The 15,381-nt window shown below is 56.4% G+C and carries 11 protein-coding genes; 1 reads left to right on the forward strand and 10 read right to left on the reverse strand.

The features are described from left to right. The 5 genes from HY011_15060 to HY011_15080 form a co-directional block, all read right to left on the reverse strand. Positions 1 to 1,416, reverse strand: a complete 1,416-nt coding sequence (locus HY011_15060; GenBank protein ID MBI3424249.1) for a radical SAM protein — start codon at positions 1,414 to 1,416, stop codon at positions 1 to 3. Positions 1,417 to 1,504: 88 nt separating this feature from the next. Then, a complete protein-coding gene (locus HY011_15065) occupies positions 1,505 to 1,837 on the reverse strand; it encodes a hypothetical protein (protein ID MBI3424250.1) in 333 nt (110 codons plus the stop codon). After that, a complete protein-coding gene (locus HY011_15070) occupies positions 1,794 to 2,582 on the reverse strand; it encodes a prolipoprotein diacylglyceryl transferase (GenBank protein MBI3424251.1) in 789 nt (262 codons plus the stop codon). Before HY011_15070 ends, HY011_15065 begins: the two co-directional genes overlap by 44 nt. A gap of 228 nt (positions 2,583 to 2,810) precedes the next feature. Continuing rightward, entirely contained in the window at positions 2,811 to 4,244 is a 1,434-nt protein-coding gene (locus HY011_15075) for a HAMP domain-containing histidine kinase (GenBank protein MBI3424252.1), read from the reverse strand. 9 nt (positions 4,245 to 4,253) lie between these two features. Continuing rightward, the gene (locus tag HY011_15080; GenBank protein ID MBI3424253.1) at positions 4,254 to 4,976 is read right to left on the reverse strand and encodes a response regulator transcription factor; all 723 of its coding nucleotides are present in this window, start codon (positions 4,974 to 4,976) and stop codon (positions 4,254 to 4,256) included. 410 nt (positions 4,977 to 5,386) lie between these two features. Here HY011_15080 and HY011_15085 point away from each other — a divergent pair, with 410 nt between their 5' ends. After that, positions 5,387 to 5,773, forward strand: coding sequence for a hypothetical protein (locus tag HY011_15085; GenBank protein MBI3424254.1), 387 nt, complete (start codon positions 5,387 to 5,389; stop codon positions 5,771 to 5,773). Positions 5,774 to 6,181: 408 nt separating this feature from the next. On the opposite strand, the gene HY011_15090 is transcribed toward HY011_15085, so the two are convergent. From HY011_15090 to HY011_15110, 5 genes are all read right to left on the reverse strand, one after another. Further along, positions 6,182 to 7,297 carry an HD domain-containing protein gene (locus HY011_15090; protein ID MBI3424255.1) on the reverse strand — a complete coding sequence of 372 codons (1,116 nt, stop codon included), beginning with the start codon at positions 7,295 to 7,297 and terminating at the stop codon, positions 6,182 to 6,184. Positions 7,298 to 7,385: 88 nt separating this feature from the next. Further along, positions 7,386 to 8,516 carry a peptidyl-prolyl cis-trans isomerase gene (locus HY011_15095; GenBank protein MBI3424256.1) on the reverse strand — a complete coding sequence of 377 codons (1,131 nt, stop codon included), beginning with the start codon at positions 8,514 to 8,516 and terminating at the stop codon, positions 7,386 to 7,388. A gap of 115 nt (positions 8,517 to 8,631) precedes the next feature. After that, complete coding sequence (locus HY011_15100) at positions 8,632 to 9,615, reverse strand: peptidyl-prolyl cis-trans isomerase (protein ID MBI3424257.1); 984 nt, start codon at positions 9,613 to 9,615, stop codon at positions 8,632 to 8,634. A 358-nt stretch (positions 9,616 to 9,973) separates the two neighbouring features. After that, complete coding sequence (locus tag HY011_15105; protein MBI3424258.1) at positions 9,974 to 13,570, reverse strand: DEAD/DEAH box helicase family protein; 3,597 nt, start codon at positions 13,568 to 13,570, stop codon at positions 9,974 to 9,976. A 445-nt stretch (positions 13,571 to 14,015) separates the two neighbouring features. Continuing rightward, positions 14,016 to 15,131, reverse strand: coding sequence for a restriction endonuclease subunit S (locus HY011_15110; protein MBI3424259.1), 1,116 nt, complete (start codon positions 15,129 to 15,131; stop codon positions 14,016 to 14,018). Positions 15,132 to 15,381: the final 250 nt, after the last annotated feature.

The raw sequence follows: 15,381 nt of genomic DNA on the forward strand, positions 1-15,381 counted from the left end.
TCAAACTCCTTCAGCAAGCTTGCGCAACCCCGCCAGTCGCGTTTCTTCCAATCCATCCCGGTAAAACAGATTGTACGTGTCGAAGGGAATCAGCCGTCCGTCGGGATGCACGATGTGCACGCAACTTTTCTTGACCGAGCGCACGTCGAAATCATAGGCGTCAATGAACTGCATAATGATCACGCGGAACAGATTCTGATAGCCCAAGCCATCCGGTGCCACCGCCATTGGCAAACAACAGAGCAAGTCGCGCAAGCTCGCCGCGCTCGATTGCGGCGAATGATTCGTAGCAAACAATTTGAAGATCGCCGCGCGCACGTCGTCGTCCTGTTCGTAAATGATCGTGTTGCGCCGCCCTTCGATCAGCACTTGCGGATCAATCAAGCCGGTGAGCGGCACGACTTGATCGCCCAGCTTGATTGCATACGCCATCGCCAATGCATCGGGGTGACACGGCACGGGGATGATGTCTTCCGGTCTAAAAACTGTTGTCTGTTCCAGGATGCGCCGCCGCACTTCGGTCAGCGTCAGGCGGTCGCGGGCTGGGTCGTAATTCTCAGTGCGCCCGGCGGCTTGAATCGGTTGCAGCGTCACGCCGCGCACGCAAGGCTGTTGCAGTGCGAAATCAATGATCTGGCCGACCTCGTCATCGTTCAGGCCTTTTTTCAACGTCACGACCAGCGTCGTCGAGATGCCCAGCTGGTTCAGCCGTTCAAGCGCCTGTGCGCGGATGCGCCGCAGGTCGGCCCCACGCAATTCCTGCAAGGCTGCGGCCTTGAACGAGTCGAATTGCAGGTAGATTTCAAAGTCGGGCATGAACTCGGCTAACTGAGCGGCAAAGGCTTCGTCCTGGGCGATGCGGATGCCGTTGGTGTTGACCATCAGGTGGCGAATCGGGCGCGCCTTGGCGAGTTCGAGCACTTTGAAAAAGTCCGGGTGCAGCGTCGGTTCGCCGCCCGAAATTTGCACCACATCCGGTTCGCCCTCGTTGCGCACGACGGCGTCGAGCATGGCTTCGATTTGGGCGAGCGAGCGGAACTGTTGCCGCGCCGGGCCGCTCTCGGCGTAACAGATCGGGCACGTCAGATTGCAGTAATCGCAAATCTCGATCAGCGTCAGGCACGAATGCTGTTCGTGATCGCTGCACAGCCCGCAATCATACGGACAGCCCCATTTGACCGGCGTGTTGTAACGCAGCGGCATTTCGGGCGGCTTGATGAAAACCTCACGGCAGCGGCGGTAATACTCGATGTCATCGGCGACGAGCACCCGCTCCGCGCCGTGTGTCGGGCAGCGTTTGAGCAGCAGGACGTTGCCATCCTCAAACACGATCTTGCCTTCGACCTTGCGATAACAGGTCGAGCAGATCGAGATGGCTACGTCGTAGTAGAGATAAGGGCGGATGCGGTCAGTCATAGTCTTACTGCGTTTGTTTAGCGCCTTGAGATTGTGATCTATCTGGGATGCAAAGCAAAGTTTTCAATTAACCCTCATCGTGAACAGCCTATTGATGGAGCAACCGAGCCACAGCCAGCACGATCATAAATACCCCAAAAAAGATCAGGATCAATCGCATTCGGAGTGGTACTGGACCACGACTCGTGGATCCAGGCATTGCCCCTCTGACATGGGTCATAAATATTCCAAAAACTATGAGCAGCACGCCGATACAGAGCATTTGCCAGTGCTCATTAGTGACGATCTCTTTAACTGAGAGTGGCAGATAGTCGAAAAGCACAGGGAGCAAAAAAATCCAAAACAAGGCCAAAAAGAAACCCAGCAAATTTTTAGTCTTAGCCGCTTTGCGTTCTACTGGTGAAATTTCTCTGTCGCTCATCAATGGCCTCCTGTTGTTTGGTGCTGAGGAACTGAACGCGCGCATAATAAACTAACATCCCCAAGCACGCCCATTGAATCCCTGTCAGTCCGCCAATCGTTCCGCCCGGCTTAATGAAATCCACGGCCAGCCGGAAGACGAAATAGCCCACCATAAACGTCTTGAACAAATCCCCGTTGCGATACGCCCGCCGTGACATTCGATAAATCCAGAACGCCAGCAGCGCCAGCCAGACGATTTCATAAAGCTGTGTGGGATGCCGCCGCAGGCCGTCGCCGAAATCCACGCCACACGGCAACGCGGTCGCCAGGCCATAGGTGTCGTCTTCCAAGCCGGAAAGAAAACAGCCGATGCGCCCGATGGCGATCCCCGCGCACAAGGGCAACGCAAACAGATCGCCTGTGCGCGCCGTGATGCCCAACCGTTGCTTGGCCCATTCGACAGCGAACAGTCCGCCGATCAGGCCGCCCACGACGGTTTTGCCGCTCATCAAAAAATAAGGGTTGTGCCAGTTGCGCAAAAACAGATGCGGGTCGGCGAACCAGTTGAGCACTTTGCTGCCGAGCGCCGCGCCCACGCTGGCGGCGGCGACGACCCACATGCGGTGCTCGAAATTAACGACATCGCCGTGGCGTTTGCGTTGCCACCGGTAAAGGAAATAGCCAATGGAATAGGCTAGGCTTTCAAGCAGCCAATGCGCGTGAAGGACGAGCGGGCCGAGATGGAAGCGGACGGGGAAGCTCATGGCTTGTGTATACACGTGGCACGAGGAAATGAACAATGCGGATGGAAGTGATTAGCGCGACTTGCAATTGGATGTATGGCGTGGCGTGTCGCGCCGAGGCGGTACCGCGCGCGTGAGCAAGCGGCGCATTGAGTAGACGGACTGGTGCAGCGGCGTAGTCTCCGCTTGCTCACGCGCGCGGTACCGCCTCGCGCCGCGATTTTTCCGTACACCAAAGTGAAAACTCAACTAGGCGGCCTTCAAGCTGATGGCGACCTCAAATCCAACGGGTTGCAGGTTGTGCGCGGCGACGCTGCCTTGACAGGTTTCGACGCAGCTTTTGACGATGGCGAGGCCCAGACCCGCGCCGCCGGTGACGCGGGCGCGGTCGGCTTCGAGGCGGTAAAACGGATCGAAGATTTTATGCAACGCCTCAGCGGGCACGCCGGGGCCGCAATCTCTGACACTGAGGTTGACGCGGTTGTCGTGTTGTGTGGCAGCCACTGTGATGGGGCCGGAGGTTCCGGCATAACGTAGGGCGTTGCGCAACAGGTTGCTCACGGCGCGCGCCAGCAATTCAGGTTGCGCGGTAACGTTGAGGGCGGCGTCTACCTCGACGTTGATGGGCAGTTCTTGGTTGGCTTCGCGTTCGATCACGCCAGCGATCAGCGGGCGCAGGCGGACGGGTTCCAGTTTGATCGCTGGGCCGCGCATCCCCGCTTTGGAAAAGGCCAGCAATTCGCTAACGAGGCGCGACATCAGTTCGACTTCTTCCTGCACGTCAGCGATGTAAGCGCACTGGTCTGGGGTGGCGCGTTGTTCGAGGATGCTCAGCGCGAATTGCATGCGGGCCAGCGGCGAATTGAGTTCGTGCGAGACGTCGCCGAGAAAGCGTTTCTGCCCCTGCACAAAGCCGCTCAACCGCACGGCCAGATGATTGATGGCCTTGCCCAGCCGTCCCAATTCATCCGTGCGCCGCTCGTTGACGCGCACGTCGAAGTGTTCATCGGCAATCTGTTCGGTGGCCGTCGTCAGTTGGGCGACGGCGCGCGTGAGGCGGCGCACGAACGGCAGCCAGAGCAGAATCGAAAGCGCCGCCACACAGGCCGCCATCAGCAGCCAGGGTTTGGCGCTGAAAAACAACCCGTGGGCCGAGCGCGAATCGGACACGACCACCAGGGTGGCGCGGGTCATTTCGGTTTTGTCCAACTCGGCCAGCCCCAAGGCCAAGCCGAACCAATACCGCGTTGGATTGGCGGTCTTGTGCATAAACCGCAGCCGGACAGGTGGGCCTTGCTTTTCATCATGGATATTGGGTTTAGGCCCTGGCGGTTGGCGCGGTGGCCCTAATTTCAAGTCAGCCAGCAAGTCGGCGGGCAGCGCCATTGCCGGGCCGCCCAATTGTTCGCCGGTATTGGCCACCAGCAGGAACTCGGCCTGATAGGCGTCGCTGAAGCGCTTCAGTACTGCATCGCGTTCCGCGTGCGGCTTGTCGTTCACTTCGGGACCCAGCAGGCGCAACATTCCTTCCAGGCGCTCATTTCCTTCGCCCTGAAAGATCGCCAGAGGGCTGAGCCGGTATTGCAGGTTGATAAAGATCAACAGCCCCGTGCCCAGCACCAGCAGGTTCAGGAAAGACCAGAGCAGAATTTTGGTGAACAGGTTGAACTGCAAACGACGCATGGGGCGCTCTCACTCTTCCGCCGTGCGCAACAGCATGTAACCCGCCGAACGCACGGTTTTGATATAGCTGGGATTTTTGGGATCGTCGCCGAGCTTGCGCCGCAACGAAGAGATGTGCACGTCAATCGAGCGGTCAAAGACTTCGTAATCGCGTCCGCTGATTTCATCCAGCAAATGATCGCGGCTCAGCACACGATCCGCCGCACGCGCCAGACAGGCCAGCAAATCGAATTCGACCGGAGTTAGCACCAGCGTCTGGCCGCGTATGGCCGCGCGGCGTGCCGCCAGATTGACAGACAATTCCTGGATGCTAAGTTCTTCAGCTTCGAGCGCGGCTTGTTGGCTGGTGATTTGGGCGCGGCGCGTCACGGCGCGCAAGCGCGCCAGCAATTCGCGGGTCGAGAACGTTTTGGGCAGGTAATCATCCGCGCCGATTTCCAGCCCGACGATGCGATCAGCTTCGTCGCCCAGCGCGGTCAGCATCAAGACCGGCACAGTGGAATCACGCCGCAACTGGCGCAAGACCTCAAAGCCGTCCATGCCCGGCAGCATGCAATCGAGGATGACGGCTTGATAGTCGCCCGTGCGCGCTTTTTCCAACCCCTCAGGCCCGGTGTGAGCGCTCTCGACTTCATAACCGAGCGGGGCAAGATAATCCCTGACCAGGCGGCAGAGCTTCTGGTCATCGTCCACGATCAATAATTTGGTTTTGGGGTAATTGTCAGCTTCCATCACACGCACCCATCCATCCCTCTCTTCGCTGGCCACTCGACGGCTATTCAACTGCCAATGTCGAAGTCGTTGGGTGTGTGACTCGACTTCGCGCCTAGTGTAATCGCTTTGCTGGCCGAAGGCAGCGATCTTTACCATCCCTTAACAAATTTCCGTTGCGCCCAAATAAAAGGTTTACACCCGTCCCTTATCTTTCACTCGTTGGCCGCCTGCCCAATGACACCGCCAGACAGCGCGTCGCGGCGGTTGATGGGAAGCGGTCGGGATAACCAAAACAAAGGGAGGTCGGTGTATGGATCGGGATCTGAAAATGTTGTGCTGGTTGGGCGTCTTTGCCTTGCTCTATGTGATGAACACGTTGACCGGCTTGGTCAACTAGGTCTGAAACGCAGCCTGGACGGAGGTGCACGATGAACGGTGGAAATCATGCGAGTAAACCGCTGGCGAGTGAACCGCTGGCAAATTATGCCAAGCGGCTGCGGCAGGAATTACAACTCGACATCAATCAATGGTGCCGCATCAAAGCGCTGCATCGCAGAGGCGGCAAGGCCGCGCAACCCCTGTTGGAACAATTGCATCAGCTTGGCCAGCAAATCTATGCTTTAAGCGAAGACGCCAGCTTGGGTGATCGCGTGATGTATGATTTGGCCACCCGGCGCGGGCGGCTCGAAGTGGAACTCGCCCGCCTGCTGTCGCACACCGCCGCAGCCATCTATCAGGTTTTTACTCCGGAACAACAACATCGGCTGGTCACCTTGCGGCGGCATCTCAGTCTGCGGCAGGTGGCGGTCTTATAGGGTTGTGGTGCGCGGACTTCGGGGCAGGCTAGGTTTCAATACCCGTGAATTGAGGACGTCAGGCATCCCCCTTGGCGTCATTGCGCCCCTTGCCACGCGGCTTGCTGAAGGCAGCGCACCACTTCATTCTGTGCAACTGGCCGGCGGAGCCTTTGGAGTGCGGCGGCTCGACGCCGCTTTGGTATATCCTTCAGCGCGAAAAGCAATCAAGGCGACGGACAGCCACAGTGTCTTTGGCTAGCGGTTTTGTCTAATGCCGAGAGGCCATACCAAAGCGGCGTCGAGCCGCCGCACTCCAAAGGCTCCGCCAGTCAAATAAGCACAGGCTTCCATTAGTTGTACTTGCGCAGGTCGAAACCATTTCTCCGGTTTTGTGCCTCTGTGGCAAAGTTTCTGGCCTTACAGTTCTTATTCCTTGAACATTTCCGCCAGATGCTCAAACGGCGTGTTGAAGCTATCGGCACGCACCGGCGATTTGCGCGGCGGTTGGCCGCCCGCGTTAGTGGCTGTGGCGGCTTGGGCTTGCTCCAGTTGAGGTTCCGGTTGCGGCGTGGGCGGTTCGGGTGGCGGCGTTTCGAGAGTGCGCACGCGGTAAATCGGACGCTCGAACATGGCCGTCATCCGCGTCCAGTCACCGTGTGCGTGCGGTTCGCTGATGAGCCGTTGCATGGCTTCGACTTTGGAATCGAGGTCGTCCAGGTACGACAGCATCAACGCTTCGGGCGTGAGCGGCAACTTGGGCGAGCCGTATTCCAGCTTGCCGTGATGCGAGAGCAACAGGTGCAACAGATGGCGGCGCAATTCGTCGGGGAAGTCGGGGATGTTGCGAATGTGGTCGTGCACCATGATCGTTTCCATCGTCAGATGGCCGATCATCTGGCCTTCGTTGGTGTAACCGAAGCCGCGCTCATAACTCAGTTCGTCAATCTTGCCGAAATCGTGCAGCACCGCGCCGGTTTGCAGCAAATCCAGATCAATGCCCGCGTAATGCCCGCCCACCTTGTGTGCCAGTTTCAGCAACGACAACGTGTGTTCCAGCAAGCCGCCCAGATAGGGATGGTGCATCGTCTTGGCCGCCGGGGCGCGTTTGAATTTCCGCACCGTCGCCTCATCGGCAAAGATGTTTTCGAGCAGTTGTTTCAGGTGCGGATTCCGGAATGCGCGGACGATGCCCATCAACTCCGTGAACATTTCGTCCACATCGTATTTGGTGGTGGGGAAGTAGTGCGCCGGATCAATCTCGTGATCGCCGCACTTGCGCACGCGATGCAACGAGAGCTGCAACTGATTGCGGTAGGTATTGACCAGCCCGCGCGCAAACACAAAATCGTCACGGTCAAAGGTGTCAATCGCGTCTTCGAAATTGTCCCACCACTGTCCGACGATGTCGCCCGTGCGGTCGGTCAGCGTGATCAGGGCAAATTGGCCGCCGGTCTTTTTGCTGCGCAGTTCTTTGGTTTTGACCAGAAAGGTGGTGCTAATGGTCTGGTTGGGGGTGAATTCGCTGATGAAGATTTTTTGCATTCATTACGAGTAGTCAGTAGTCAGTAGCCAGTAGTCAGTAGAAATTTCTACTGACTACTGGCTACTGACTACTGACTACTGCTCCTGACTACTTTTCAGTGTTGTTAGCTTTCGCGGTGGCGGCAGCGTCCTTCTTATCCTTGTCCTTCTTGTCTTTCTTCTGCTTCTTCTTTTCGCTGTCGTCGGCATAGGGCGTGTGTTTGATCGAGGCTGATTTGACTTTGCTGTCAGTGAATTGATAACGCGGATCAATCTCGATGAAGGCATCGTTGCGCAGTTTGGCCAGATAAGTGTCAATCTGTTTTTCACTACGTTCGCCGGTCAGATTTTGCCCAACGGCTTCCTGCACTTCGCGGTCTTCAAAGGGACGTGCGACGGCTTCCTTGCGCGCGTTCACGCGAAAGATGCTGTAGCCGTTCCCAATCTTGACTGGGGCGCTGACTTCGCCCTCTTTCAGCTTTTCGACGGCTTCGCGAACTTCCGGTGCTAGTTCGCTGAGTTTGAGCGTGCCAATCGCGCCTTTCTTGGCCGCCGTGGGGGCGTCTTCGGAGAGGCGCTGGGCCAGCGCTCCGAAATCCGCCGCCGTGCTGGCTTGCGTTTGGGCCTCTTGGGCGCGCTTGAGCGCCGCGTCGGCGTCCTTGCCGACGGCAATGAAGATGTGACTCAGCGTGACTTCGCCGGGCGTGGCAAACGCCTGCTTGTTCTTTTCGTAAAAGTCGCGTTTGTCTTTCTCGGTCAGGCCGAAAAAGATTTTGCCGTAAACCTCGCGGTTCAGCACCGCCTGACGCGCGAAATTGGAACGCAGATTGGCTTTGACTTCGTTGATGTCCACGCCGACCTCGCGCATTTTCTGTTCGAGGTCTTCGAGCGATTGGATGTTGTTTTCTTTCATGATCCGCAACAACTGTTCGTTGACTTGGGGATCAACATTGATCGAAAGATCGCTGGCGCGTTGCACCAGCAATTGCGTGTCAATCAATTGATCGAGGATGCGCGGTTTCCACTCGGCCAGTTTCTTTTCCAACTCTTCCGGTTTCAGGCCCTGACTTTTCATTTGGTCGAGCACTTCGCGCTGCGCGCTTTCAAAGGCCGAACGCATGATCGGCGAGGAATTAACGCGCGCGATCACTTCGTCAATCAACTTGGCTTCGCCTTCCTGCGCAAACACGGGTGCGGCCAGGGCGAGCATAAAAACGGTGAGGGCAATTTTGAGTTTCATAACTTCCTCCACTGCACGTAGGGGCAGACCTGCCTGTTTGCCCCGGTGGCATTGTGCGGAATCGAAGACGTCCAATTCCGCTAGGGCAGACACGCAGGTCTACCCCCACGTTAATCTAAGCGCCCGCCTTGAGGCTGCCTGAATAGGTAAAGCCTAGGCGGTCATGATAAATCTTGAGCCGCGCCGCCGTCAGCGCGCGTTCGTTGAACTGGTCAATCAGCGTCTGATTCTTGCTGCGCGTCAGTTCTTTTTTGATGTCCTCTTTCACCTGTTCCAGGGTCAGCGGTTCGGCGCGCTTTTCCAGTTTGAAAATGTGATAGCCGTGATTCGATTTGACCACGTGGCTGATCTCGCCCGCTTTGAGCGGCGTAATCGCCTGTTCCAGCACGGGCGGCAATTGTTGGGTTTCGTAATACATCAGCCCGCCGTTAATCGCCGTCGGCGATTTGGAATTCTCTTTGGCGAGCACATTGAAATCGTTCGGTTTGGCGACGGCCTGCTGGTGCAAGCGCCGCGCGTCGGCTTCTTCGGGCACGCGAATCTCGCGCACATAAAAGCCGTTCTGCTGTTGGTACTTGGCGCGGTTCTGGTTGTAATACGCCTCGATTTCCTGCGCCGTGACGTCCACGTCTTTTAGCACTTCGCTGGTATAAAACTTCAGCGTCAGCAGATCATTCAGCATTTCGGCGCGGCGTTCGGTGCCTTCCAGGGTGTTTTGATTTTGATCAGAGCCTTCGCCACTGGTTTGTTTGTGCTGATCTTCGACCGCTTTGCGAATCTCGTCCTCGGTCGGGACGATGTTCTTTTTCAACGCCTCGCGCACGACCAATTGCCGCCGCACGAATTCATCGAACAACCGGCTGCGCAACTGATCCTGTTCGGCCTGTGTCTGTCCGGCCTGCGTGGCGAAATCGGACAGCCGCGCTTTAACAAAGCGTTCAAAGGCAGAGCGATGCTCTTCAAAGCCATTGATTTCAATGATCACCGGCGAGCCGTCGTTAGCATTCTCCGCCGCGCTGAACGCCGAGCTTTGCGAACGGCACGCGCCGAGCGCACAGCCGAACAGCAAGATGACCGGTACCAAAAACTTCAGATACATAAAACGTTTAGTGCTTTAGCGCGTTTGAAATGTCCCGCAGGAACGGCGGATTGTACGCTGCCCGCCGTGGCACGGCAAGTTGGCCTTTCCCCAAACAATCTAGCGTTTGCGCAACCCGCGCCTGCCTTGCAAGTCACTCTCTGAACCCGCCGCAGTGAAAAACTTGCACCAGCGTAGGGGGCAGAGGTGTCCCGACAAAGGGGGCTAAGCGCTTAGCCCGCCCCTTTTTGTTACTCTTGCTCGAACCTCAGCTTTCATTTTGTAGGCTGGTTGCCGGTTTGGCCGATGGGTTATCCCGTCTGTCACCGTTCCCCCGGTGCCGTGCCCGGTTGCCGGACGAGTGGTGCGATGAACGGAGTTAGTCTTGGTAAGTCATCCCAAAGACGGTATCCGTCAGCCAGCGCCGGAAAGAATCGTTATCCTGAAACTGTTTGAAGAGTTGTGCATCGTCTTTGAAGAGTGCGGTGATGACGCGCTGGAGCGCTTTGTCGTGTTCGATGCGGGCGTTCTGCTTGTCGGAGTTTTGCTTCGCGTTCTGATAAGCCTTGTCTGCCGAGACCTTCGTCGGGATTTCCTCGGTGATGCGTTGCTCCATCCGCTTTGAGTCAGCAAACAAGCCGCCGAACTGGTCGTTGAAGGATTTGATGATGTTGGAGAGGTTGTCCAGTTCAGGTTCTGCTTTGCGCCCGCCGCCGGAAGTTGGTACGGGTTCAATTTCACCGTCCGAATCAGGCATGAGAATCGCCATCGTTGCTTTTTTTTCGGCGCGGTAACTGTCCATGTCAATCGCTTCCAGAATGCCTTTGGCCAGGTCTTCTTCTTTCGGCGCAGGCAGCTTGGAAATCAGGAAATTCAGGAAAATCGAAAGCCTCTCCCAGCCCTGCACACCATACGGCAAGATCGTCGCGAGAAAGTCATAAGTGCGCGCGAAGGCCTTCGCCTTGCCTTTGAAATCAACCTGCCCATCTTCATCCAACTCGTTCACATAAACCGCTACGCAGGCATCAAGTATCGGGTCGAGCTTATCGCGGTCTGCACCGTTCAAATACAAATCAACCAGGGATTCGATTTGCGCTGGCGCATAGACCTGATAACCATCCAGTTCGGCCTTGAGCGTATGCAGCTTGTTCGGATCGGTTTCCGCGCTGAGCACCGTCGTGCGGTAATAATCAGCAAACGCCTGCTCGATGGTCTCGGTGTTGTTCTGAAAGTCGAGCACGAAAACATCGTGCTTTTTCGGATGCGCACGATTCAGCCGCGAGAGCGTTTGCACGGCTTTGATGCCTGACAACGCTTTGTCCACGTACATCGTATGCAACAACGGTTCGTCATAACCGGTCTGGAATTTCTCGGCGCAAATCAGAAAACGATAGGGGTCTTCCTGGATGCGGTCTTCAATCTCGCGGCTGGGGAAGCCGTTGAGCGAAGCCTCGCTCACCTTTTCGCCTTCGTATTCCGGCTCGCCGGAAAAAGCCACGATGGCTTTGTAAGGACTCTTGATTTCTTCGAGGTAGCTGCGGAACGCAAAATAATACTGAATCGCGCGTTGAATGCTGCCGGTCACGACCATCGCGCGCGCCTGACCGCCGATCTTGTTCTGGCCGATGACCTGTTCCAGAAAATGGTCAACCATGATTTCGGCTTTTTCGCGGATGGCCTTGTTGTGCGATTCAACGTAGCGGCGCAATTTCTTGCGCGCCTTTTTCACGTCAAAGAGCGGGTCGCCTTCGATGGTTTTGGCGAGGCGGTAATAGCTATCAACCGGCGTGTAGTTTTTCAGCACATCCAGAATAAAGCCTTCCTGAATCGCCTGTTTCATCGTGTAACTATGGAAAGGCCGATGTTTCATCTCATCGCCGACGCGGTACGGAATGCCGAAAATTTCCAATGTCTTGTTCTTGGGCGTCGCGGTGAACGCGAAATAGCTGGCGTTCGGCACCAGCTTGCGCGATTCGATGATGCGGTTGATTTTGTCTTCAGTAGTTTCTTCTTCGGCTTCCGCGCCGCTTTCTGACAACGCCATACTCATTGCGGCGGCGGTGCGTCCGCCCTGACTGGAATGTGCTTCGTCAATAATGATGGCGAAATTCTTGCCGCGATGGTCTTCACCGATGCGGTCAAGCACGTAAGGAAAAGTTTGCACCGTCGAAATAATGATCTTCTTGCCCTGTCTCAGAAAGTTCGTGAGTTGCTGCGTTTTCGATTGGCCGTCGCCTTCTTTGACTGCGCCGATGATGGACGACACTTGCGCAAAGCCCTTTATCGTTTCGCGGATTTGTTTGTCCAGCACGCGGCGGTCGGTGATGACGATGATCGAATCGAAGGCCTCTTTGCCGTCTTTGCGCAAGCCGATCAATTGATGCGCCAGCCACGCGATGGAATTCGATTTGCCGCTGCCTGCCGAATGCTGAATCAGGTAACGCTTGCCCGCGCCGTACCACGCCGCATCGGCCAGCAGCTTGCGCACCACGTCAAGCTGGTGATAGCGCGGAAAAATCTGCACGCGCTTTTTCTTGCCGGTCTTTTCGTTTTTGACCTCCACAACTTGCGCGTAATTTTCCAGAATGTCTGTCAGTCCGCCGGGCGTGAGGATGCGCCGCCACAGGTAATCGGTCTTGATGCCGTAAGGGTTCGGCGGATTGCCCGCGCCGTGGTTCCAGCCTTGGTTGAAGGGCAGAAACCACGAATCTTTCGCCATGCCTTTCGTGCCTTTCAATTCAGGACACATCTGCACTTCGTGGTCATCCAGCGCGAAATGCACCACGCAGCGCCCGAACAAAAACAGCGTCTCGCGCGGGTCGCGGTCGCGTTTGTATTGCTCGACGGCGTCATCGGCGGTTTGTTTGGTCAGGCTGTTCTTTAGCTCAAACGTAGCTATCGGCAGGCCGTTGATAAACAGCGCCAGATCGAGCGCGCGTTGTGATTGTTCGCGGCTGTAATGCAATTGGCGCGTAACGCTGAAACGATTGGCGGCGTGACGCGCGACGGCTTTCAGGTTCTCTGGCGAAGGCGTGCCGTAAAACAGATCAATCGAGAACTTGCCGTATTTGATGCCCTTGCGCATCACGTCAATCGTGCCGCGCCGCGTGATCTCGCCTTGCAGATGCGCGAGAAACTTGCGCCGCTCCGGGCCGTCTGTTTCAAGCTGAAGCGCCGCCGCGGTTTGTTCTTGTGTCGCCGCCAGAAACGCCGCCAGTTGCGGCAAGTCAACAGCATATTCGCGGTCGTAATCGGTGTTCCTGCCCGCAATCCAGCCAAAGCTGGTCAGCGCGTCAAAGATCAGCGTTTCCAGCCCTGCTTCTTTGGTGTTGGTGACGGGTGGTTTTTCAGTCGAACTTGGGCGCGCAGTCTCGATAAGCTTGATGCCGCCTGCCGTGCCAAAGTGAACCGGCGCAGTTTCGCCAACGCGCACTAAAGCCTCTGATTGGGCGAACTCATCAAGGAAGGAAGCCAGGCGCGGGTCTTCGGCTTGATAGCCGAGCACGAGGCGTTCGGCGGCATTGCGTGGCAGTTCGATTCTGATGAGTGAGCTATTGGTTTGCGTCACTGACACCACAGTAACGGCTGTTACGTTGACATCCACATACGCGGCAATCATGCGCACTAACCGCGCACGCTCGCGTTCGGTCATGGCTTCGGGTTGTTTGGCGGCGATCAGGTCAATCAGCGCTTTTTGTTCGCCTGACACGGGCGGCAAGAGGTCGCGTTCCAGCGCGCAGGGTTGTTGTTTGAAGCGGCGAAAATGCGCTTCCGGCCATTTCTCATGGTCGGCGCGTGTGTGGCAGTTGGCGCACAGCACCACCAGATTCTCGAAGCTGTGATCCTGTGTCTCGCGCCACGGGATGATGTGCGCTCTTTCCAGCGAAACCGGTTCGCAATCGCAGGCGCACCGATAGCGGCACTCGAACATCAGGTCATCTTGAATCTGTTTGGGAATGGCAGGACGGTTGCTCATGAAGGTGACTCCGGTTCAGTGCTTTGCATCGCGTAGCGAAGGTTGAATTTCGGCATGGATTTCAATCCATACGGTATCCACACATGTTTTCAGCCCCAGCGGGGCGACGGCATCTAGCCCAGGGTGAAGCCCTGGGTAGCAGCAAAATGTTTCGACCAGCCCTGAAAGGGCGTAAGCATCTAGCCCAGGGTGAAGCCCTGGGTAGCAGCGCAATGTTTCGACCAGCCCTGAAAGGGCGTAAGCATCTAGCCCAGGGTGAAGCCCTGGGTAGCAGCAAAATGTTTCAACCAGCCCTGAAAGGGCGTAAGCATCTAGCCCAGGGTGAAGCCCTGGGTAGCAGCGCAATGTTTCGACAAGCCCTGAAAGGGCGTCAGCCAGCCGTTGCGCTGTCGCCCTTTCAGGGCTTAGGGATGATTGTTCGCTTTTCCCAGGGCTTCACCCTGGGCTATTTGCCGCTGCCCCGTTGGGGCAAAGAATCTTCCGCCGTGTTCTCGGCTTCGGCTTCCTCCAACAAATCGTCATCCAGATCGGCGGGGATTGGTTCGTCTTCCGTTTGTGGCAGCTTCGCCGCTGCCACGCGCACGTCCAGCTTGCCCGTCACGATGTCGGCGGTCAGGCGCGTGCGGTATTCCTGCATCAGGGCGATTTCGCGTTCGGTGCGGGCGATGGCGGTTTTGATTGAGGAAGTTTCTCCTTCAATGAATTCCACAATCTGGCTTTGCTCTTCAAAAGGCAGATTGAGATTCGGCATTTGTTTGAAGCTTTCCCAATACAGACGATTTCGATCCGAGACAATTCCGGTTGAATACCGATTGACCTGCTGTTTGTAGAGTCTTGTCCTAAACACGAACTCGTAAAACTGCGGCTGGGTATCATCTCTCGGCTTGATAACAACATAAGCTGGACTCACAAGACCATCTGTTGGGGCTACGCCAACTGCGCCTTGCCACATTCGCATTGTGTTATATGAAAGGTCGCCTTTGCGAACTAGCTTGTATTTCGTGTGGTCAGCAATGAATCTTTTAGGCCGTCCAAACTGGTCTAGTCCTTCCTCCGTTATTCCTGAATTGAGCGAGACTTGAAGGATCGGCAGGCCGGAAATGCCTTGCTCTACGCGGTGTGAAAACAATCCTAAATTCCTGACTATTTCCCAATGCGCCGGAATGTCGCCGAGCCACGGGATGCCGGAGGGCTTGAGCGTCACCTCAGGATTGAGGCCGCGCGTGACGGCGCGGTGGATGATGGCTTGTTTCTGTTCGTTCAAGAGCGCGATCAGCTTCCGCTTGGCGCGGATGAAGCTGTCAACCTTCCGGTTCGCGTGGTCGAGAAACCGCACGATGGCGGCTTGTTCGTCTTCATCAGGAACGAGGATAGGAATTTGCCGCATACCCGGAATTGACAAGTCCCACTGCCCAACACGCACACCATCGGATGCTTGCCCGAAGTGAGCGACATACGGTTTGCTGCGAAGAAGTTTTTGCCCGAACGCGTGATTGGTAATGCGAAAATCAAAAACGAAATAAGCCGGACTGACGATACCGTCACAAGGCGCAATGCCCATTGAGCCTTGCCACGCTTTCATCTTGTTGATGACCAGATTGCCAGCCCGTGCAACTTTGTAATTGGTTAAGTCTTCAGGGATGACATTGTGGTTGTCATCTTCGCCCGTGAGCGAACGCACGAAAACGCCTTTCTCTCTTGCTACCGAAAGCAGCGGCAGGTCTGGACGATTGCGTTCATTACGATGAGCAATCAGCGTGCGCAGATTACGAACTGTCCAATGCGCTGGAACATCGCCAAGCCAGCGAGAA

Source organism: Acidobacteriota bacterium, assembly GCA_016196035.1.
Classification (GTDB): domain Bacteria; phylum Acidobacteriota; class Blastocatellia; order RBC074; family RBC074; genus JACPYM01.

Coding starts and splice junctions, on each gene's coding strand:
- HY011_15060 (MBI3424249.1), bottom strand. CDS start 1,416: ATGACTGACCGCATCCGCCCTTATCTCTACTACGACGTAGCCATCTCG.
- HY011_15065 (MBI3424250.1), bottom strand. CDS start 1,837: ATGAGCGACAGAGAAATTTCACCAGTAGAACGCAAAGCGGCTAAGACT.
- HY011_15070 (MBI3424251.1), bottom strand. CDS start 2,582: ATGAGCTTCCCCGTCCGCTTCCATCTCGGCCCGCTCGTCCTTCACGCG.
- HY011_15075 (MBI3424252.1), bottom strand. CDS start 4,244: ATGCGTCGTTTGCAGTTCAACCTGTTCACCAAAATTCTGCTCTGGTCT.
- HY011_15080 (MBI3424253.1), bottom strand. CDS start 4,976: ATGGAAGCTGACAATTACCCCAAAACCAAATTATTGATCGTGGACGAT.
- HY011_15085 (MBI3424254.1), top strand. CDS start 5,387: ATGAACGGTGGAAATCATGCGAGTAAACCGCTGGCGAGTGAACCGCTG.
- HY011_15090 (MBI3424255.1), bottom strand. CDS start 7,297: ATGCAAAAAATCTTCATCAGCGAATTCACCCCCAACCAGACCATTAGC.
- HY011_15095 (MBI3424256.1), bottom strand. CDS start 8,516: ATGAAACTCAAAATTGCCCTCACCGTTTTTATGCTCGCCCTGGCCGCA.
- HY011_15100 (MBI3424257.1), bottom strand. CDS start 9,615: ATGTATCTGAAGTTTTTGGTACCGGTCATCTTGCTGTTCGGCTGTGCG.
- HY011_15105 (MBI3424258.1), bottom strand. CDS start 13,570: ATGAGCAACCGTCCTGCCATTCCCAAACAGATTCAAGATGACCTGATG.
- HY011_15110 (MBI3424259.1), bottom strand. CDS start 15,131: ATGGGCATTGCGCCTTGTGACGGTATCGTCAGTCCGGCTTATTTCGTT.